Origin of the sequence: Chromobacterium piscinae (assembly GCF_021129175.1) — a bacterium.
In the GTDB taxonomy this organism is placed as follows: Bacteria; Pseudomonadota; Gammaproteobacteria; order Burkholderiales; family Chromobacteriaceae; genus Chromobacterium; species Chromobacterium piscinae.
Map to the genome: position 1 here is coordinate 22,550 of NZ_JAJOHV010000025.1, position 15,667 is coordinate 38,216.

The 15,667-nt window shown below is 52.4% G+C and carries 34 protein-coding genes; all 34 read left to right on the forward strand.

What is annotated here, in order from left to right:
- The first annotated feature begins 48 nt into the window (after positions 1 to 48).
- The 34 genes from LQR33_RS08750 (at position 49) to LQR33_RS08915 (ending at position 15,169) form a co-directional block, all read left to right on the forward strand.
- Positions 49 to 963 (forward strand): DNA cytosine methyltransferase, encoded by a 915-nt coding sequence (locus tag LQR33_RS08750; RefSeq protein WP_231468429.1) that lies wholly within the window; start codon positions 49 to 51, stop codon positions 961 to 963.
- Positions 964 to 981: 18 nt separating this feature from the next.
- Complete coding sequence (locus tag LQR33_RS08755; RefSeq protein ID WP_231468431.1) at positions 982 to 1,326, forward strand: lysozyme family protein; 345 nt, start codon at positions 982 to 984, stop codon at positions 1,324 to 1,326.
- Positions 1,327 to 1,356: 30 nt separating this feature from the next.
- Positions 1,357 to 1,653: a hypothetical protein gene (locus tag LQR33_RS08760; protein WP_231468433.1), complete on the forward strand. Its 297-nt coding sequence runs from the start codon at positions 1,357 to 1,359 to the stop codon at positions 1,651 to 1,653.
- Positions 1,654 to 1,864: 211 nt separating this feature from the next.
- A complete protein-coding gene (locus LQR33_RS08765) occupies positions 1,865 to 2,017 on the forward strand; it encodes a hypothetical protein (RefSeq protein ID WP_231468435.1) in 153 nt (50 codons plus the stop codon).
- 104 nt (positions 2,018 to 2,121) lie between these two features.
- Positions 2,122 to 2,403 (forward strand): hypothetical protein, encoded by a 282-nt coding sequence (locus LQR33_RS08770; protein ID WP_231468437.1) that lies wholly within the window; start codon positions 2,122 to 2,124, stop codon positions 2,401 to 2,403.
- Between the two features lie 208 nt (positions 2,404 to 2,611).
- Positions 2,612 to 3,133, forward strand: coding sequence for a hypothetical protein (locus tag LQR33_RS08775; RefSeq protein ID WP_231468439.1), 522 nt, complete (start codon positions 2,612 to 2,614; stop codon positions 3,131 to 3,133).
- Between the two features lie 132 nt (positions 3,134 to 3,265).
- Positions 3,266 to 3,694: a hypothetical protein gene (locus LQR33_RS08780; RefSeq protein ID WP_231468441.1), complete on the forward strand. Its 429-nt coding sequence runs from the start codon at positions 3,266 to 3,268 to the stop codon at positions 3,692 to 3,694.
- A 15-nt stretch (positions 3,695 to 3,709) separates the two neighbouring features.
- Entirely contained in the window at positions 3,710 to 3,904 is a 195-nt protein-coding gene (locus LQR33_RS08785) for a hypothetical protein (protein ID WP_231468443.1), read from the forward strand.
- Between the two features lie 325 nt (positions 3,905 to 4,229).
- Positions 4,230 to 4,424 (forward strand): hypothetical protein, encoded by a 195-nt coding sequence (locus LQR33_RS08790; protein WP_231468445.1) that lies wholly within the window; start codon positions 4,230 to 4,232, stop codon positions 4,422 to 4,424.
- Between the two features lie 364 nt (positions 4,425 to 4,788).
- The gene (locus LQR33_RS08795) at positions 4,789 to 5,103 is read left to right on the forward strand and encodes a hypothetical protein (RefSeq protein WP_231468446.1); all 315 of its coding nucleotides are present in this window, start codon (positions 4,789 to 4,791) and stop codon (positions 5,101 to 5,103) included.
- Positions 5,104 to 5,129: 26 nt separating this feature from the next.
- Positions 5,130 to 5,279, forward strand: a complete 150-nt coding sequence (locus LQR33_RS08800) for a hypothetical protein (RefSeq protein WP_166450907.1) — start codon at positions 5,130 to 5,132, stop codon at positions 5,277 to 5,279.
- 17 nt (positions 5,280 to 5,296) lie between these two features.
- A complete protein-coding gene (locus tag LQR33_RS08805) occupies positions 5,297 to 5,437 on the forward strand; it encodes a hypothetical protein (RefSeq protein WP_231468448.1) in 141 nt (46 codons plus the stop codon).
- 57 nt (positions 5,438 to 5,494) lie between these two features.
- A complete protein-coding gene (locus LQR33_RS08810; RefSeq protein ID WP_231468450.1) occupies positions 5,495 to 5,878 on the forward strand; it encodes a hypothetical protein in 384 nt (127 codons plus the stop codon).
- A 16-nt stretch (positions 5,879 to 5,894) separates the two neighbouring features.
- On the forward strand, positions 5,895 to 6,242 hold the full coding sequence (locus tag LQR33_RS08815; protein WP_231468452.1) for a hypothetical protein: 348 nt from the start codon (positions 5,895 to 5,897) through the stop codon (positions 6,240 to 6,242).
- Between the two features lie 328 nt (positions 6,243 to 6,570).
- A complete protein-coding gene (locus LQR33_RS08820) occupies positions 6,571 to 6,810 on the forward strand; it encodes a hypothetical protein (protein ID WP_231468454.1) in 240 nt (79 codons plus the stop codon).
- Positions 6,811 to 6,871: 61 nt separating this feature from the next.
- Complete coding sequence (locus tag LQR33_RS08825) at positions 6,872 to 7,024, forward strand: hypothetical protein (RefSeq protein ID WP_231468456.1); 153 nt, start codon at positions 6,872 to 6,874, stop codon at positions 7,022 to 7,024.
- A gap of 15 nt (positions 7,025 to 7,039) precedes the next feature.
- Entirely contained in the window at positions 7,040 to 7,288 is a 249-nt protein-coding gene (locus LQR33_RS08830) for a hypothetical protein (RefSeq protein ID WP_231468457.1), read from the forward strand.
- A gap of 545 nt (positions 7,289 to 7,833) precedes the next feature.
- Positions 7,834 to 8,082: a hypothetical protein gene (locus LQR33_RS08835; RefSeq protein WP_231468459.1), complete on the forward strand. Its 249-nt coding sequence runs from the start codon at positions 7,834 to 7,836 to the stop codon at positions 8,080 to 8,082.
- Between the two features lie 14 nt (positions 8,083 to 8,096).
- Complete coding sequence (locus tag LQR33_RS08840; protein WP_231468462.1) at positions 8,097 to 8,471, forward strand: hypothetical protein; 375 nt, start codon at positions 8,097 to 8,099, stop codon at positions 8,469 to 8,471.
- 110 nt (positions 8,472 to 8,581) lie between these two features.
- Positions 8,582 to 8,872, forward strand: a complete 291-nt coding sequence (locus LQR33_RS08845) for a hypothetical protein (RefSeq protein WP_231468464.1) — start codon at positions 8,582 to 8,584, stop codon at positions 8,870 to 8,872.
- A 17-nt stretch (positions 8,873 to 8,889) separates the two neighbouring features.
- Positions 8,890 to 9,366, forward strand: a complete 477-nt coding sequence (locus LQR33_RS08850) for a PDDEXK family nuclease (RefSeq protein WP_231468466.1) — start codon at positions 8,890 to 8,892, stop codon at positions 9,364 to 9,366.
- Positions 9,367 to 9,417: 51 nt separating this feature from the next.
- On the forward strand, positions 9,418 to 10,176 hold the full coding sequence (locus LQR33_RS08855) for a hypothetical protein (protein ID WP_231468467.1): 759 nt from the start codon (positions 9,418 to 9,420) through the stop codon (positions 10,174 to 10,176).
- A gap of 19 nt (positions 10,177 to 10,195) precedes the next feature.
- Entirely contained in the window at positions 10,196 to 10,423 is a 228-nt protein-coding gene (locus LQR33_RS08860) for a hypothetical protein (RefSeq protein ID WP_231468469.1), read from the forward strand.
- A gap of 21 nt (positions 10,424 to 10,444) precedes the next feature.
- On the forward strand, positions 10,445 to 10,672 hold the full coding sequence (locus LQR33_RS08865) for a hypothetical protein (RefSeq protein ID WP_231468471.1): 228 nt from the start codon (positions 10,445 to 10,447) through the stop codon (positions 10,670 to 10,672).
- Between the two features lie 129 nt (positions 10,673 to 10,801).
- Positions 10,802 to 11,194, forward strand: a complete 393-nt coding sequence (locus tag LQR33_RS08870) for a hypothetical protein (protein ID WP_231468473.1) — start codon at positions 10,802 to 10,804, stop codon at positions 11,192 to 11,194.
- Positions 11,195 to 11,337: 143 nt separating this feature from the next.
- Complete coding sequence (locus LQR33_RS08875) at positions 11,338 to 11,532, forward strand: hypothetical protein (RefSeq protein WP_231468475.1); 195 nt, start codon at positions 11,338 to 11,340, stop codon at positions 11,530 to 11,532.
- A 93-nt stretch (positions 11,533 to 11,625) separates the two neighbouring features.
- Complete coding sequence (locus LQR33_RS08880) at positions 11,626 to 11,877, forward strand: hypothetical protein (protein WP_231468477.1); 252 nt, start codon at positions 11,626 to 11,628, stop codon at positions 11,875 to 11,877.
- Between the two features lie 46 nt (positions 11,878 to 11,923).
- Positions 11,924 to 12,268: a hypothetical protein gene (locus tag LQR33_RS08885; RefSeq protein WP_231468479.1), complete on the forward strand. Its 345-nt coding sequence runs from the start codon at positions 11,924 to 11,926 to the stop codon at positions 12,266 to 12,268.
- A 259-nt stretch (positions 12,269 to 12,527) separates the two neighbouring features.
- Positions 12,528 to 12,800 carry a hypothetical protein gene (locus LQR33_RS08890; RefSeq protein WP_231468481.1) on the forward strand — a complete coding sequence of 91 codons (273 nt, stop codon included), beginning with the start codon at positions 12,528 to 12,530 and terminating at the stop codon, positions 12,798 to 12,800.
- A 218-nt stretch (positions 12,801 to 13,018) separates the two neighbouring features.
- A complete protein-coding gene (locus LQR33_RS08895) occupies positions 13,019 to 13,342 on the forward strand; it encodes a hypothetical protein (protein ID WP_231468483.1) in 324 nt (107 codons plus the stop codon).
- Between the two features lie 99 nt (positions 13,343 to 13,441).
- Positions 13,442 to 13,774, forward strand: a complete 333-nt coding sequence (locus LQR33_RS08900; protein ID WP_231468484.1) for a hypothetical protein — start codon at positions 13,442 to 13,444, stop codon at positions 13,772 to 13,774.
- Between the two features lie 103 nt (positions 13,775 to 13,877).
- A complete protein-coding gene (locus LQR33_RS08905; RefSeq protein ID WP_231468486.1) occupies positions 13,878 to 14,129 on the forward strand; it encodes a hypothetical protein in 252 nt (83 codons plus the stop codon).
- Between the two features lie 333 nt (positions 14,130 to 14,462).
- On the forward strand, positions 14,463 to 14,747 hold the full coding sequence (locus tag LQR33_RS08910) for a hypothetical protein (RefSeq protein WP_231468488.1): 285 nt from the start codon (positions 14,463 to 14,465) through the stop codon (positions 14,745 to 14,747).
- Positions 14,748 to 14,857: 110 nt separating this feature from the next.
- Positions 14,858 to 15,169: a hypothetical protein gene (locus tag LQR33_RS08915; protein WP_231468490.1), complete on the forward strand. Its 312-nt coding sequence runs from the start codon at positions 14,858 to 14,860 to the stop codon at positions 15,167 to 15,169.
- Positions 15,170 to 15,667: the final 498 nt, after the last annotated feature.

Sequence of the window (15,667 nt, forward strand, 5' to 3'; positions counted from 1 at the left end):
GTTCCCATGAGTCCGGCAACCCATCAATAAATCGGACGGAAAAGAATAATGAGAGCAGTTGACCTATTTGCCGGCGGCGGGGGATTCAGCACCGGAGCCAAAGCCGCCGGCATCGAAGTGGTATGGGCAGGTAACCACAACCCTGTGGCCGTTCAGTACCACGCGAATAATCACCCGGAAGCCATCCACGTTTGCCAGGATCTGCATCAAGCAGACTGGACGACTCTACCGGCCCACGATGTGATGTTGGCGTCGCCCTGTTGCCAGGGGCACACCCCGGCACGCGGAAAGGATCGCCCGTACCACGACAAGCAACGCAGCACAGCGTGGGCGGTGGTGAGCTGCGCCGAATATCACCGTCAGGACGTAGTGGTCGTAGAGAACGTCCCTGAATTTACCAAATGGGCGCTCTATCCGGCGTGGTTGCAAGCCATGGATGCACTCGGTTATGCCGTATCCCCGCACTTAATCGACGCGGCGGATCATGGGGTGCCACAGAATCGCGAGCGGCTGTTTCTGGTCTGCACACAATCGAAACACCCGCTGGAGCTGAATCTGCCACAGCGCGAGCATGTCGGCATTGGCCAGGTGATCGAGTGGGGCAAGCATCGCTGGTCACCGATCAACAAGCCTGGCCGGAGCGAAGCCACGCTGAAGCGCGTGGCCGCTGGCCGCGCTCGCCACGGCGATCGATTTGTTGCACCGTACTACGGCAGCGGTAGCGGCACCACTGGGCGCAGCATTGACCGCCCAATTGGCACCATCACGACGCTGGATCGCTGGGCCGTTATTAATGGCGACCAGATGCGCATGCTGCAACCACCTGAAGTGCGCGCGGCGATGGGATTCCCTGCCGATTATCAGCTTCCGCCGACCCGACGCGAGGCCATTCACCTGCTGGGCAATGCAGTCTGTCCGCCGGTCGTGACCGACATTCTCAACGAGATCAGGGCCGCAGCCTAAAACCCCGGAAAAATCAGCATGACTATAACCCTGTCTACCCTCCAATACCTGGCTAAACGACTCGCGTTGATCGACGGCGAGGAGATCGCAGCAGCCTCTGTGTTGGTGCGCAAGGCGGAAGCCTCGTTGAGTGTTTTCGAGCGGAGTTCTCAAGCCGCACACGCCCTCTATCACACGCTTTGGGACCATGTCTCTCGTGCGCTGGATCACAGCGATTTCTCGCCCGAGCATGCTGATGCTGTAGAGGCGTTGGAGGCCGAGTTGGCCGGGCGAACCTTGTTCATCCGGCTTGCGCTGGGATGGATCTCGCGTAGCGAATCCGGGCCGGCGGAATTCCCGGCTCTTACAGAATTCATGAACTGACGGTAGGTCGGAAAAAGTTTGGAGAGGAAAATGCAAGACCGTAAAAGAAAATTTAGCGTTCAGCCTGTGCCTGTCGAGCAGAAAATGAGTGACCTGCCCGCAGGTCAGCAAGCTGAAGTCCAGTCTTGGCTAACACTTCTGGTTGGCCAGTCTAATGAGCCGAAGTCTGTTATGGATGACATGACGCAGGTCGAGTGCGAAGCATTCAATCAATGGGTGTCCGAGCAGACTGGAGACCCCGAACATGGCGGGGCAATTGATTGCATGAAATGGCCCGGTTGGGGGGCTGTTGTTGTGCGTCGTGCCAAAGAACGCGTTGCCAAATAGCCATCGGATAAGACCATGACAACTAGGAATTGGCGCATGACTGAAGAAAAATTGGGAGCGAGGTGGATTACATTTCTTCACCGATTTGGGCAAAAGTCTCGGTGGAGAATGGCGGAAGGTATCAGATCCAAACAACGGCTATGACGGGCATATGGTTTGGCCTGCTGATCTTCTGCTGGGAACACAGCCGTCAGCCGAGAAGGGAGCTGTAATGCAATTCAATAAGCACAACGCGGAAGCGCTCGAAACTCTCAGGAAGGCCCGGCCTTTTGGTGTGAAACCCACGCTGTTTGGCTTTGACCAGAAAACGCTCGTAGCGGCGGCATTGGCGGTCCTGATCGCAGTGCTGCTGCTGGCGCACTGACCACCTGGGAAAAGCTTTGTCCATGCCGGCGACCGGGCCGGCATCCGCAAGACCTTTCACCAGGCCGTCCGTCGTGGACGGCCCATTTTGCACTAGGAGGCAGGATGCAGCAGTTCCCGTGCAACGAACACGGTGTACCTCAATATCCGAAAGGCGATGCCCGGCGCTTGTTTGTGCTGCTGGCCGCCATCGACAAGCTGCCCAGGCCGACGCTGACCACGTTGTCAGCCTTTACTGGCCACAACAAAGGCACTATCGACGCGGACGTGGCGAAATTGGCCGAGCAATACGGGGTAGAAATTGGGCGCGACGGTCCTGTATTTGTGCTGCGGTCGTGGGGTGATGTGTTGAAGCAACAAGGGGTAAGAAAGAGCTTGAAAGGTTAGATAAACTAACCTAAGATTGAGCCATCAACAACGTGATGGACAAGCTCATGAGACTCTATGTAGAAGGTCACGCTGCCCGCTATGGTTATGCAATTTCGAAGACTTGGAGCGACCACGAATGCAGTACGCTCCCTCCTGCGACCGACGAGGAGTTAAAGCCTGTGCGCTGGGTGACATGCAGAAGAAAGGCTTTTGCCCTGGTTGAACGATGGAACCGGCGATTTGCAACGCACTAGTTAATAGTCGTTTTGTCTATGCCGCTTATGGCGGCATCAGCAAAATGATTTACAGACCAAAACTCGGGAAACACCATATGAACCACACCGGTAATGCCGCCTACGAACTTGGCTATAGACAGGCGATCAAGGATGCTGCGGCCAAGTTGGCCCTCGGGAATGGAAGCCCCAGTAAAGCAGCTCTAAAGGTGCTTGAAATGCTGCCAGACCACGGCATGGAGTCTGATGGCATCTCAGCCGAACATCTGAGGACCTGGCTGGTTACTCATCTCATCGACGACATCCACAATTCCCGTTGGTACCGAACAGCCCCGGCAGCAGAAGCCAAGAACATGACGATCGAGCTTTTGGGCATCGAGAAGCGCACCTTCCACAGCATGCTGGGAGGTAGCAGCGAGCGTGAGTGCCTTGTGATCGAGTGCGAAATTGCGGGTGACAGGCAGCAGTACATCACACTGCTTGACCAACTCATTGCTCAGCAGTCTGAACTCTGATTGCTGACAAACGGAAAAGTCTGCTGGCCGCTGCCGGCGCTCGCCGGCAACCACGAGCAGACTTTCGCAAGCACAAACGTTGCGGCCTGATGGTCGCCCGCCTCCGGCCGGAAGCCGGGATCTGGACTGAAAATGAAACAGCTTACCCTCAAGGAATTTGTCAGCGAGGCATCGCCGGATGATTGCCGCATCTTTCATGTCGGCCATGGTCAGTGGGAAGTGCGCTGCCAGGCGGGCGTTCTTGTTCAACCCAATGGCAAGACTCGATTCAATGACCTGACCTACCTTCTCTCAGTCTTGGCCAGCGTAGGTATCCGCTGCACCGTTATTGAGTGGGATGGATTGCCTGCTGCTGGGCAGCAGGAAGCCGCGAACACGGCAGATGTGCCGCCATCTTGGGCGTGGCTACGCGATCACCTTGCGATCTGGCTATCAGCAGTTTGTAGCCGTCAGCAGGGCGAGAAGGACGCTGACTTTTGGGAGGGCGAGTTGGATCGAAGTGCTGCTGGGCCAAAAATTCACCCTGTCGCGCAAATCCGCACCATGACCGCAAAACAATAGCGCTCGGAAAATACCATGCCGAAAAAGCCGCTTGCCGACCGAGTTCTTGACGCCGAAGTGCGGGCCTCGCAGTGGCGGGCCGATGCCAACCAGGCCCGCGAGTGCGGGGACGAAAAGCGCGCGGCCGAGTGCGATGCGAAGTCACAATTCTGGCTGGATCGATACAACCATCTGTCGGGCCGGGGCGAGCGCCCAGCACCGCAGAAATAACCAGGAGCAGAGCATGCGCCGCAAACCAACTGCCACGGCTGTATCGCAGGACAACCAAGCAACCGTTTGGCGGGTGCAGTGGCCCAGTTCTGGCATTCGCGGGGGCAAGACCTACTACGCCACGACCTATGCTGGCTGCGATGAGCTGCTGATCTAGACCGGTGCAAAGCGCCAAGTCGCGGCAGAGGGCGTTGCGAAGAAACTGGAGCCGACTATTCGTCAGGCAATTGCAACGGCCAAGGCATCGGCCTAACCCCGTCACGGAAAATATTGCGCCCAGGAAGGGCGCCCGACGCCGGCCGGCCGCCGGGACTGGAGCAATATCATGCATCACGACGCACTGAAGATGGACCGGATCATCAGCGGCCACGGCATCGCCAAGACGAATTCGGATGATGCCGACTGGCTCCGCGCGGTCCAAGAAGAACTGGCGCAGCTCCGGAAAGAAGTTAATGCCTGGCGCGAGCGTTTCCCCGACATCAAATATCGCCCGCAGGATGACTGCGTAGCACCCAAGTAAACGCCACGGAAACGACCATGCCAGATTTGAACGAACTGGGCAGGGCAGCATTGTCTGCCGCGATGCGTGGCGGCACTGCCGGATGGGGGCAAATAGGCTCGGCTTCGGACAATATCCGGTATGCAGAGCCACAGGAGCCGCAGCGTCGCAAGAAATGTTATTGCGGCTGCGGCAAGAGGGCGACGTACAGAGGCATGGCCAATGGGGTTTGCCTGATGGTTGGGTGCGAGCTGTACGTGAGGCGCTGGGTGCGCGATGGCGTGGCTAAACCCATAACCAAATAATTCGGAAAATGGACTGGCTATGGCAGCGTTAACAACGCTCGGTTTCCTTGGACAAGCTCACTAGATAGAGAAAGGCAGTCATGAAGACCTACCCGATTTACGTGGCGAGAAACCACTACCGTGGATCTGACCCGAAGAAGAAAGCCAAAGCTGCCGCTGAAAATCGGGATGCGGCCACTTTGGAAAATTATGTGAACCAGCTTCTGCTGGACCAGAAAGCACCTATTTCTGTTTATGGCTGGATGGAGATTTCACGTGGATGTGGGTTGCCATATGAGACGGTAGCTCGTCTTGGATACTCAATTGACGGCGGGAGCAATGGCTTTACCGCTTGGCGACATGACATGAGTTATGAGGCCGCCATGGAAGCTCACACGAACGGTTCAAATAGCTAACCTCTCCACGATCAACAGAAATTGATATGACACAAAATATTCTAATGGCTCTTTTGATTGGGGCTGTCTGCGGAATTGGTTACGTTTTATCCAAAATTTATGGCGAGCTTCAATATGCCAATGACCTCAAGTCTTTTGAACTGAAGGCAAAAGGTGTTGAGCTGCCAGAGCAATAACCACCTCGGAAAATACAATGCTCGAAATTCTGAAATTCATCTTCACTGACTTCTGGCATTGGGCCGGAACTGTCGTTCTCCTCGCCCTTGTTGTTGGTGGGTTGGTGGGCAGCATCCAGGGGCTGGTTCGTATCAACATTCACCGTCACAAAGACTGATCGGAAACTATGCGGCAGCGCCGCCCGCGTCGGCCGGTAGCCGTCAAGGAAACCATTATGAACCTCATAAAAAAGACGTTGAATTTTTTCACTTTGCTGATGCTAACGAGCGGAGCCTTTGCGGCTACAACAACGGCTGCATCACCGACCGCCCAGCAGTTCATTGCTGCCGGCGAGAAGACGTGCAAAAGCGACACAAAATGTTGGCGTGAATTTGCTCTACTCCAAAGAAGTCAAGCGCAAACACAGGCCGGACTGTACTGGATGAAGGTCGAACAGCGCCATAAGAATGGACAAGGAAAAGCAGAGGCAAAGGCAACCGCTCCGTGTAAGGAAAACGACCTGGCGTGCTGGAAAAACTTTGCAGAAGTTGCAAGCACTACAAATGCGGCCCTTACCGCGCTGTATAAAATTGATGATCCCGAAGGTGTAGGTCACTGATTCACGGAAAATATTTATGTGTAGCTACCACGAGTTGGTGAACCTCGTTTTGATTCTGGCACTTTTCTCGATATGGAATGTGGCACATAGCCGGATCGTTCCGGGCCGAGGTGCTGCGCGGTGGATCGGCTGGAGCGGGTCGATTGCGCTACTGCTTGGCATCATGATGGGGTATGACGAAATTCATAACCGCTGGTGGAACGTCTGCTTTCTGGCCTCTTTCATCCATAAGCAACTTGATTTCGATCCGTGGTGGGTGCCGCTTAGTACCTTTGGAAAGGCAGCTATTGCATGCCTTATTACTGGATTACTGTTGATGTATGTCGCCAGAAAACTTGAGCGCAAGCATCACGCTGCAAAATAACCGGAAAATCTGAAAGAGAAAAATGGCAAATAGCTACATGCTTGATTTGCGCAGGAAAGAACTGCTGGCACACTTTGAGCAACGGTTTGCTGAGGAACTGAAAAAAGCTCGTGCAGATTGCGATTCCGTAGAAGTATACCCTTCTATCAAAGAACGAAGAGATGGGAAACTTGTTGCAACAGTCACGTTGACATGGGTGCGAGATGGAAGATCTGGAGAGGTCTCTGCACTATACGAATTTCGTGAGCGTTCTCCATCGCGGAAAGTGGCTGGTTGGCTTTGCTCTCATGATTGGCACGATTAAAAGTGGATAGGCTGGAAAATCCCGATGACACGGCAGATCAACTTCAATCAATCAGAACTGTTGGCCAGAGGCTGGACACGGAAGCGAATTGAGATTTTCTTGGGTAAGCCAGACTTCATGGTTCAAGGCCGTGCATCACACTTTCGCAACTCGGCCACGCCAAAAAATGAGAAGTGCTGGCGTGCCGCACGGGTAATGGAAGCGGAGGAAAACGGGGCGCTGACCAAGCCCCTTCCGAAGATCAACAGAACGCCTCTGGCGTGACTGAAAATCCTACGCCCTGATGGGCGCCCGCCGCCGGCCGGAAGCCTGGATAGGAATGAACATGCTGACCAAGATTTTCTTCTTTGTGGCTAGTGTTGCCGCCCTAATCATGTATGCGACGAACGGCGCACCTACGACCTCTCAGGGCATCACTACCCTGATTTTTGGTGTGGTGGGCCTGCTGTATAACGGCGTGGTTTTGCTTCGTAAGTAAGGCTCGGAAAACCATATGGAAAATCTTGCATACCTTATCCCGAGCGCTGTGATATTTGTGCTTTGCTGGCTATTTATTGATCCAACAGAAAAAGGCGTAAAGGGTTTTAGAACAATCTTCTTTGCCGATATTGTGATGCGTTTAGTGCAGTGGATCACAGCAAGGCCGGAGCTGGTTGTTATTTGCACTATCCTTGATGTCGCAGGCCCTCTTTACATCGGGTTTTTCGTTGTCCAATCCCGGCAAACTTCACGGCCCAAGTAATTCTCGGAAAATTATGATGACCCACATTCTTTTGGCTGCACTGGTAGGGACAGGCTTAGGGATTGCATTCGTTTTGTGCTGCGGTCGTGGGGTGATGTGTTGAAGCAACAAGGGGTAAGAAAGAGCTTGAAAGGTTAAATAAACTAACCTATTATTAATCCATCAACAACGCGATGGACAGGCACTTGAGACTCTATGTAGAAGGTCACACTCCCCGCTATGGTTATGCAATTTCGAAGACTTGGAGCGACCACGAATGCAGTACGCTCCCTCCTGCGACCGACGAGGAGTTAAAGCCTGTGCGCTGGGTGACATGCTTAAGAAAGGCTTTTGCTTTGGTTGAACGATGGAACCGGCGATTTGCAACGCACTAGTAAATAGTCGTTTTGCCTATGCCGCTTTTGGCGGCATCAGCAAAATGATTAACAGAAAGGTGAGCGAAATGTATCGACCATTGCGCTCACATCCTAAATAGGTTCATCTGGGTCAATTACCTGACACCACGAAAAATAATGCCCAGTCGGGCGGCATGAAAGATCAAGAAGATGAGAACTACTATCACTGCTGTTTTACTTCTGGTTGTGGGTGCGGCTGCTGTAGCTGGGAGCCAAGCCGACGCCGACTTCCTTCAAGAGAAAGTTAACGGCTGGTTTGCTGAGGCTAAGCCTGCGGCTAAAGGCGTTTGGCTGACAGATGCAAAAGGTTGCTTGGTATCAGCCTTTGATGATGGCACTGGTATTAAGCTCGTGAAGATGCTGGATGCTCGTAGCAAGCAGCCGATCTGCCGCAAGTAAAACCGGAAAAAATCATGTTGAGTGGACCGGAAGCCCATTTCAAATTGCGTAAGCCTTGCGACAACTGCCCTTTTCTAAAAGAGGGTGGTATCAGGCTGGAGCCAGGCCGCCTGAAGGGCATCATCGATGACCTTGTAAAGAATGATCATGCGCCTTTTCAGTGCCACAAGACAGTCCATAACTGCCGGACTGGTGGCTCCTGGGATGATGATGGCAAATATAGTGCTAGTGGTCATGAGGCCTGGTGTGCCGGCGCAATGATTTATCTGGAGAAGCTGGGCCGCCCAAATGTGGGGATGAGGTTAGGACGAATGTTCGGTCTGTATGATCCTGACTGCTTGCAGTCCAGCTTTGACGATGTGATTGACCCAACCGAACGGCGCGACTGACGCCACGGAAAATACGATTGACGATAAATCGTCTTGGGCTACACAGCGCCTAATTTCATCGCGTCCAGGTGACGCCCGCGCCGGCCGGTAGCCGAAAGTGGATATAACTAATGACCCCCCATTTTATTGAAGTCACTATCAGTTCCGACTCCAACGATCCTCTTGCAGCCCCACGCAAAGGAATAATTCGCCATGATCAGATCACATCTATTGTGGACATTTCCAGTGGTGAATATGTGAATCACACTTTAACTCAGATCACTTTGGTAGAAGAGTATGACTACCAAAATGATGCTGATGATATTGGTGGGGTTATTCGTGGTCGCCGCACACTTTGCGTTCAGGAAGATTACGAGACAGTAAAGACTAGGTTAGTCAATGCTTGCCAGGCAGCCTGCTGATCTGATCGGAAAAGCTCATGCCAAGCCCGGAACACGACAATCTGACCCGCCTCGGCGCGAGGTGGCTCAAGAAGCAAGGCTTCGCTGTGGTGGCCACCGAGATAAGCGCCGTTGGAAGCCGTGAGCAACCCGATGTAGTAGGTTTTCGCTCAACCTGCTCAGCAATCATCGAGGCCAAGACAAGCCGGGCTGATTTTCTGGCGGATGCGAAGAAGCCGGAACGCAAAGCAGATGGCGCGGGACTCGGGATTTACAGGTTCTATATCTGTCCGCATGGTCTGATCGCGGTCGATGAATTGCCGGCGAAGTGGGGCCTCCTCTATGTCCGGGGAGCAGCGGTAGAGGACGTTCGCCGCCCCCTGGGGAATATCTGGCCGGGTCTTGGGCAGTCGGTCGAAGGCTGGAACGAATTTCAACATGAGCCGGATTTGGCCAAGGAAAGAGCCGTCTTGTTTTCGATAGCAAGACGCTTAGCCAACGGCCAGCCGGTTTGACTCGGAAAATACACGCCGGCCGAAGGGTGACGTGAGAGAGGAAACGAAAACATGACGCAAAATATTTCGACCCGGCGAGCATTCGCTGGCATCTATGTCGACGGGCCTCAAATCAGCGTCAGCGTGAACCCGCTTGCCAACGGTCAATTGAGCGTCACGGTGACGGCTCACCCTGACCTGACCGGGTTCTCGCAGTCTTGTCGTTTGACAAACCTTGAGGCTGTTCACGAGTTTTCTCTGAGCGACATCACGCTCGCGGGTGAAACTCTTCTGTGCATGGCTCCCTACGAAAGCGCCCCGATCTATCGAGAGGGCTTTACCATCCAGCTCGATTCCGGAATGGCCCAGGCTCTCCAGCCTTTGCTGCCAAAGCTGGCCAACGTTGCGAGAACGGCCGAATCGATCGAGGGGCGCGTTGCTTCGTTAATGGCACCAGACCACATCAGTCATATGGAATCGTTCATCACCCAGGTTGTTGCGAGGGTCATTCTCGATAAGTATTCACCCAAAGATGCGATTACAGCCGAAGCGATAGAACACTTCGCTGGCAAGAACGCAAAGTTTCTGGAGGCGTTCAATGATGACCAGGTGCAAGTCCATCTAGCTAACGCTCAACATGTGGCAACTCTTGAAAGTTTGCCCAGTGGTATCAGTGTGCAGTTAGCCGCAGAACAAGAGCATTCCAAGCGGCTGGCTGATGCGCTGAGGGCCATGCTCGAATGGCACGACGACATAGCCAAGCCGGCGAGCCAACCACTGCTTAATGCTGGCTATGAGGCCCTGGACGTCTACGATATATCGCATCGCTAACTGGCACGGGAAAATGATCATGAAGCCACTTCAGGCAGGTGAACTTAGCAAGCTGGTCAGCATCGGAGTGATCCGCATGGTAGCGCTGAAAGAAACGCCGGACGGTTGGACGATACAGTTTAACGATGGCGCATATGCCTCTGCACTTGATGATGGTAGAGCACGGTTTTTTGCAAGTACCGACAGCGCGTTGAAATTCCTCAAAGGGCGAGGGATTTTCAATGTATCGGTTCACATGACAAAGTGACTGAAATGAAGGAGTTTCAATTTGTCGATTTCAATCCACAGCGTGGGTGATGAGACTTCGGGCGGAAAATACTATATGACTGAGGGTGAATGGAAGGCAGCATTTATTACTGCCATGGAAGCTCATGGAGGCTCTGCATTCAACATGGCAGAAGAGGAAGCTGACTACCAGTGGATGAACGCTCCAAACGTAGAGGAGATTGATCCTATTGCGTTGGCAAATAAAATCGCACCGGCATACCTCCGTTAAGCCATCAGAGAAGCCTCCTGGCTGCTGCAGGACGAGTCCCGGCAACCACAAGCAGACTCAACCGCGTTCCGTATGCGAAACATTGCGGCTAGTTGGCCCCCGTACCGGTCTGTAGTCGGAGGAAGTGAAATGGAGTTTGCTATGAGACGAGAGAAGAATCGCGGATCGTACGCAGAGCGCGTTGAGCTGTCTGCTATAGGAAGTGCATCCGCTTATGCAGTTGCACTCGTCATAGTTTTTTGGTTGATATATTATTCCCATCAAGAACTTGACAAAAGCATTCAGGACTACAGAATTAAAAGGATTTCATCTGTAGAATCAGTAATTGACATGAAGGATAGTAAGCAACGATTTATATCTTACGCTTTTAATTCCTGCTTAGATAGAAAAGGAACAAGTGTTTTAGAGTGCAAGAATGACACGCTAAATTTAGCTACATATGCTTTCGGTAAAGATTATAAAATGACAGCAAATTTCCTTCTTGAGAGAATGTTTAGTAATCTAACTATAACAAATGACTGAAATCAAAATAAGAAGCCGCATAGAAGTAAAAATCATAGTCGACAACGAAATGGATATAACACTATCCGCCCAACCGGTATTAGGCCACAGCTAAGCCTTATTGATTGATCACCAAAAATATTTTTCAACGAAAGGAGATGTGAGTGGATAACCACTGGAATGAAGCAGCCAATTCTCTGGCTAAGGCCGTGCTCACGAAGGTTTCCCATATGGAGCATGGAGAACTGCACAATCTGCTGCCTGAACTATTTGAACAAGGTGGCGCACTTGCAAACGCTGGCGACAATGAGCTATGTGCTCTACAAGCGCTGATCGCTCAAGGCCAAGTCGGCTTCTAGGTACTGGTCGTTTTCCCCATGCCGGCACGCCGGCATTAGAGAATTCGATTCACCAGGCTGCCGACGCGGCCTATGTTGCACCAGGAGCACGGGTTGGACGAGAAGAAGAGAGGCCGGGGACGCCCGGCAGGCTTGACCCAGGAGGCACGCAAAGAGCAGCTTCGTCTGGGTAAAGCTGCACAGAGAGAGCGCGAGACAGAGGCCGGAAGGACACGAATCGATGCGGCTGTATCCGTCGAAGCGAAAGCCAATCTGGAAGCCTATCGAGATGCGAATGGATTTAAGAGTCTTGGTGTTGCATTGGATGCAATTCTACTTAAAATTTATGTTGACCGGTCAACATAATTATCCTAGAATTAAACCATCAAAACCAGACTTGATGAAGCCTGTTATGAAGACCGTAGATATCTTGTTTGGCGTGGATTTGAGCGCCTACGTTTCCACCGAAGTGCAAATTCCGGCTGACGTCGATCTGAAAACCTGGCTACTGGAGTACGGCCCGTCAATCGTCGAGGATCTGGTATTTGATGAGAACTGGGGTACGCAAGACGCCTTGCGTGTTGTGGAGGTTAAGCACAGCGGGAACACTGTGCTGTCAGATCTTCCCTTGGCTCCCAGCCCATATGATCGGGGCTTGCTGGCAGAGACCTTCATCAAGAAGCATTGGGACGAGCTGGTGACTTTGAGTATCCCGCAGAATATTCTGGCCGATTTTCAGACGGTGCTTAATACCTGATATCTTTCCCGGCCAGCTGCTGTGAGTCGACTACTCATCAAAATGGGGAGGGTCCAACGAGTCTCCCTGGTAAAGGATAGACTGGTAATCCCTGCGGATGGGCTGGAGCAATCGTGCCGACTCGACATCGCAAAGACATCGGCAAGGCTGGGCTACACCGGACACGTTGTATTCGCCGCGCCGCAGTATGGCGTGCATGACCGGTTCTGTATCGAGGACGTGCTGTCGCACAGCCGGCCTAACTAACTCGGAAATTGCCATGAAAAAATATCAGATGGCCGCCCGCCTGCTACTTGCCTTGGCTATGCCCTGGCTGATTGTGATTGGCTTCAATCTTGGTTGTCGCCTTGTGTCTTTCTCGACGGGCTCACCACTCCCTCCCTGGCGGTTGTACGCCGACACTACCTGGCTTGTAACCAGATATTTGGCAATGTACTGTGCAGCCTCTTTGATGCTGGCTTACGTTTCAAGTTGGTTTCGGCCCAACGCTGAACTGAGTGCTTCGGACAATAACCAGACCATAAAGTCGTAACGGGAAGTTATCGCGGCCATGTGGCCTGGGAGAAACAAAGGCGGCAAGCATCACCATCAAAATTGAAGACCGCGCTGACGGGGGTATGAACGTTCAGTTTCAGGCGGACAATCTGAAAACAGCGGCAACAAAGCAAACATGGCTTTTTGGGTTTGCTTGCGCCGATAGGAATGCCACATTACGGAAAATGTTTTTATCTAAGGGTATGAGGAATCAGTATGTCTAATGACGTAGTTCTAGAAACACTGACCGAGAAAATTCAGCGGCAAGATCGCTACATCGTGGAGTTGCAAGCTAAACTTCTACAGGCGCGGCAAGCCGCGGTTGGCAACATGCTCGGGCAGCTTCGCTTGCGAGAGGCAGTATTGCTGTATGTTGGGCAGAATGCTGACAACTTCGAGCGGGAGATTGCAGAGAACTTCGGTAGAGAAGTGGCGCAGGAGGTGTCAGTCAGCCTGTTCGTGCTCGACAACGCACCTGTTTCGCCCGAAGTACGTGAGACGTTCCGTAAAGCGACCAACCACGGAATGAACCGATGGTAAGTGACATTCGCGGCGCAACCTTACCAAGTTTCGCGAAACATCGCGGCCAGGTGCCGCCCGTTGCCGGCCGGCCGCCGGAAATGTCTTTATGGAATAGATATGCGAGTCGAAATTAAACCTAATACTTGGCTAAATATTTCTGCCGTTGCTTTAGCGGAGAAGCAGGTTTTAACCGGAACTTGGGGGGATGATGCAAAGGATTACAAGAGAATACAAGGAGAGCCATTTCATATTGTGCAGCTTCGATTGATTGTTCCTGGGCTTGAACCAATTTGGCTGGAATGGGAGGCAGAGTTGGAGAATGGCAAAGTTACCGAAGAAGGCATCGCCGCAGTTGAAAAAAAATGTCAAACAATAATTAACCTGCTACCCCCTTTGGGGGCCTGCGTAACAGGTGCATCTAAACTCCACGCCCAGGTTGAATCTGTCTAACTCTCTGAAACGTTTGTTGATCGCTGCCAGCGTCGCTGGCATCAACGAGCAGATTCACCAGGCCGCCCAGGATAGGGCGGCTTTGTCGCACTAGGAGCACGGATTGGACGAGAAGAAGAGAGGCCGGGGACGCCCGGCAGGCTTGACCCAGGAGGCACGCAAAGAGCAGCTTCGTCTGGGTAAAGCTGCGCAGAGAGAGCGAGAGACAGAGGCCGGAAGGGCACGAATCGATGCGGCTGTATCCGTCGAAGCGAAGGCCAATCTTGAAGCCTATCGAGATGCGAATGGATTCAAGAGTTTGGGTGTGGCGTTAGACGAAATTCTGCTTCAATTAAATGTTGACCGGTCAACATAAAGAGGCTAGAATTTTACCATCTGCAGACGAATGGAAGTAGCTATGACTCAGCCTGAAATTGGTGGCACAAAGGTTTATTCTAGTGGCGCTACGGAGCTTGCGCGCTCAATGGGTGTGCATCCTGCTGATTTGGATGTATTCGGTCTGACGTGTTTCCAAGCTTGGAGGACGTTGGAACTGGATATAGATTCGGTGTTGGCGAAGTCGCGTTGGCGAACAATTGCATTTGCTGTTGCTGGGAGCCTATCAACATGGGCGTATGCCAGCCTGGTTTTTCCAGACGGTGTAAGCCGTCTACTAGCTACCATTTATCACTAAGCCAAGGTGACTGAAATGCTGTACGTGATCTGGTCAATTGCTTTGATGATAGCCGGCCTCGTCCTGATATATCGGAGCAATGAAAATGTTATCCATATGCTTACAGGTATGGGATTGCAAATTTTTTCTGTCGTTCTAGTAGCCAACTACACGATCATCCCGGCCTATCACTGGATTAGCAAGATGCTGCCGAACCAGGGCGAGGTCATAAACCACCTAACAGCCGGGGTAGTTGTGCTTGCTGTGATTGTTGCAGTTCTGGTCTTTGGAAATGCCAAGCTGAGTGAATTGGGCAAGTAACAAGCCCTTACCAGTTGGTAGTTTTCCGGCGAGCTCCGGCATTGCTATCCTATAAGGGATTTTTGAAAGACGCTTATCAAACGGTATCAACAAGATTCGAGGGGTCTGACATGTACGATATGTTTACAAAGTACTCATCGAGCGACGATGGGATGGGCAAGCCAGTCGGCTATCTGGGGCGAAACCGCCCATGGATTGTTCCACTATGCGGAGCATCCATATTCTTGGCCTCCCTTGTGTTGCTGGCTATGTTGGGCATAGTTGTCCCCGCATGGGTGTTCTTGGCTGGGGTTATCGTCAGCTTGATCGCCTTGTATTTGGGGCTGTTCCGAGTGGACACTTTTTCCGCGGTGCTGCTCAAATGCGGCATAACCGGTATTGGTCTCGCAAAGCTGTTCTTGATAGTGATCGGGAAGCTATGAAAATCGCGTACGCTGTAATAGTACTCCGTGGCCAACGACACGTTCGTTTCAGCCTAAAAGTGGATCTGCAAGATTCTCCCGAGCTGCCGGCGTGATTCTGCGAGTTTTGAGCTGCCACAGTTCTGGCGCGGCTTTGGATTAGAAAACTATGGGGATACCATAGGACGGCTATGATTTTCACTGGTGAAAACGCGTAAATCGAGAAGGCTTTCGATAGCCCAAGGCCTCCGTACCCAGGGGTATAAAGTTGTCCGCAATGCTCATGCTGCAAGATTAAGTGATGGACGCCGTGCTGGTAACACAGCATCCATCTAACCAAGTGATCTATTAAGGAGATCAAGATGGCTATTTCAATCGTACCCAAAAAAATTGCTTACCGGGCTGCTATCGGAGATTATTTCGGCTTCATGCCTGCTCACCGGAGAGCACGGGCACTCGGTATGTGGTTCATCTGTATGCACAAACCTAGCAATAGCTTCGAGTTTGCACGGGCGGACA

Bases quoted from the DNA above. Each gene is read 5' to 3' on its own strand.
- LQR33_RS08915 (WP_231468490.1), top strand. From the start codon at position 14,858: ATGTACGATATGTTTACAAAGTACTCATCGAGCGACGATGGGATGGGC.
- LQR33_RS08900 (WP_231468484.1), top strand. From the start codon at position 13,442: ATGCGAGTCGAAATTAAACCTAATACTTGGCTAAATATTTCTGCCGTT.
- LQR33_RS08770 (WP_231468437.1), top strand. From the start codon at position 2,122: ATGCAGCAGTTCCCGTGCAACGAACACGGTGTACCTCAATATCCGAAA.
- LQR33_RS08850 (WP_231468466.1), top strand. From the start codon at position 8,890: ATGCCAAGCCCGGAACACGACAATCTGACCCGCCTCGGCGCGAGGTGG.
- LQR33_RS08825 (WP_231468456.1), top strand. From the start codon at position 6,872: ATGCTGACCAAGATTTTCTTCTTTGTGGCTAGTGTTGCCGCCCTAATC.
- LQR33_RS08805 (WP_231468448.1), top strand. From the start codon at position 5,297: ATGCTCGAAATTCTGAAATTCATCTTCACTGACTTCTGGCATTGGGCC.
- LQR33_RS08815 (WP_231468452.1), top strand. From the start codon at position 5,895: ATGTGTAGCTACCACGAGTTGGTGAACCTCGTTTTGATTCTGGCACTT.
- LQR33_RS08830 (WP_231468457.1), top strand. From the start codon at position 7,040: ATGGAAAATCTTGCATACCTTATCCCGAGCGCTGTGATATTTGTGCTT.
- LQR33_RS08890 (WP_231468481.1), top strand. From the start codon at position 12,528: ATGAAAAAATATCAGATGGCCGCCCGCCTGCTACTTGCCTTGGCTATG.
- LQR33_RS08845 (WP_231468464.1), top strand. From the start codon at position 8,582: ATGACCCCCCATTTTATTGAAGTCACTATCAGTTCCGACTCCAACGAT.
- LQR33_RS08785 (WP_231468443.1), top strand. From the start codon at position 3,710: ATGCCGAAAAAGCCGCTTGCCGACCGAGTTCTTGACGCCGAAGTGCGG.
- LQR33_RS08855 (WP_231468467.1), top strand. From the start codon at position 9,418: ATGACGCAAAATATTTCGACCCGGCGAGCATTCGCTGGCATCTATGTC.
- LQR33_RS08760 (WP_231468433.1), top strand. From the start codon at position 1,357: ATGCAAGACCGTAAAAGAAAATTTAGCGTTCAGCCTGTGCCTGTCGAG.
- LQR33_RS08870 (WP_231468473.1), top strand. From the start codon at position 10,802: ATGGAGTTTGCTATGAGACGAGAGAAGAATCGCGGATCGTACGCAGAG.
- LQR33_RS08750 (WP_231468429.1), top strand. From the start codon at position 49: ATGAGAGCAGTTGACCTATTTGCCGGCGGCGGGGGATTCAGCACCGGA.
- LQR33_RS08820 (WP_231468454.1), top strand. From the start codon at position 6,571: ATGACACGGCAGATCAACTTCAATCAATCAGAACTGTTGGCCAGAGGC.
- LQR33_RS08795 (WP_231468446.1), top strand. From the start codon at position 4,789: ATGAAGACCTACCCGATTTACGTGGCGAGAAACCACTACCGTGGATCT.
- LQR33_RS08810 (WP_231468450.1), top strand. From the start codon at position 5,495: ATGAACCTCATAAAAAAGACGTTGAATTTTTTCACTTTGCTGATGCTA.
- LQR33_RS08765 (WP_231468435.1), top strand. From the start codon at position 1,865: ATGCAATTCAATAAGCACAACGCGGAAGCGCTCGAAACTCTCAGGAAG.
- LQR33_RS08895 (WP_231468483.1), top strand. From the start codon at position 13,019: ATGTCTAATGACGTAGTTCTAGAAACACTGACCGAGAAAATTCAGCGG.
- LQR33_RS08840 (WP_231468462.1), top strand. From the start codon at position 8,097: ATGTTGAGTGGACCGGAAGCCCATTTCAAATTGCGTAAGCCTTGCGAC.
- LQR33_RS08860 (WP_231468469.1), top strand. From the start codon at position 10,196: ATGAAGCCACTTCAGGCAGGTGAACTTAGCAAGCTGGTCAGCATCGGA.
- LQR33_RS08910 (WP_231468488.1), top strand. From the start codon at position 14,463: ATGCTGTACGTGATCTGGTCAATTGCTTTGATGATAGCCGGCCTCGTC.
- LQR33_RS08885 (WP_231468479.1), top strand. From the start codon at position 11,924: ATGAAGACCGTAGATATCTTGTTTGGCGTGGATTTGAGCGCCTACGTT.
- LQR33_RS08780 (WP_231468441.1), top strand. From the start codon at position 3,266: ATGAAACAGCTTACCCTCAAGGAATTTGTCAGCGAGGCATCGCCGGAT.
- LQR33_RS08755 (WP_231468431.1), top strand. From the start codon at position 982: ATGACTATAACCCTGTCTACCCTCCAATACCTGGCTAAACGACTCGCG.
- LQR33_RS08835 (WP_231468459.1), top strand. From the start codon at position 7,834: ATGAGAACTACTATCACTGCTGTTTTACTTCTGGTTGTGGGTGCGGCT.
- LQR33_RS08800 (WP_166450907.1), top strand. From the start codon at position 5,130: ATGACACAAAATATTCTAATGGCTCTTTTGATTGGGGCTGTCTGCGGA.
- LQR33_RS08775 (WP_231468439.1), top strand. From the start codon at position 2,612: ATGGAACCGGCGATTTGCAACGCACTAGTTAATAGTCGTTTTGTCTAT.
- LQR33_RS08790 (WP_231468445.1), top strand. From the start codon at position 4,230: ATGCATCACGACGCACTGAAGATGGACCGGATCATCAGCGGCCACGGC.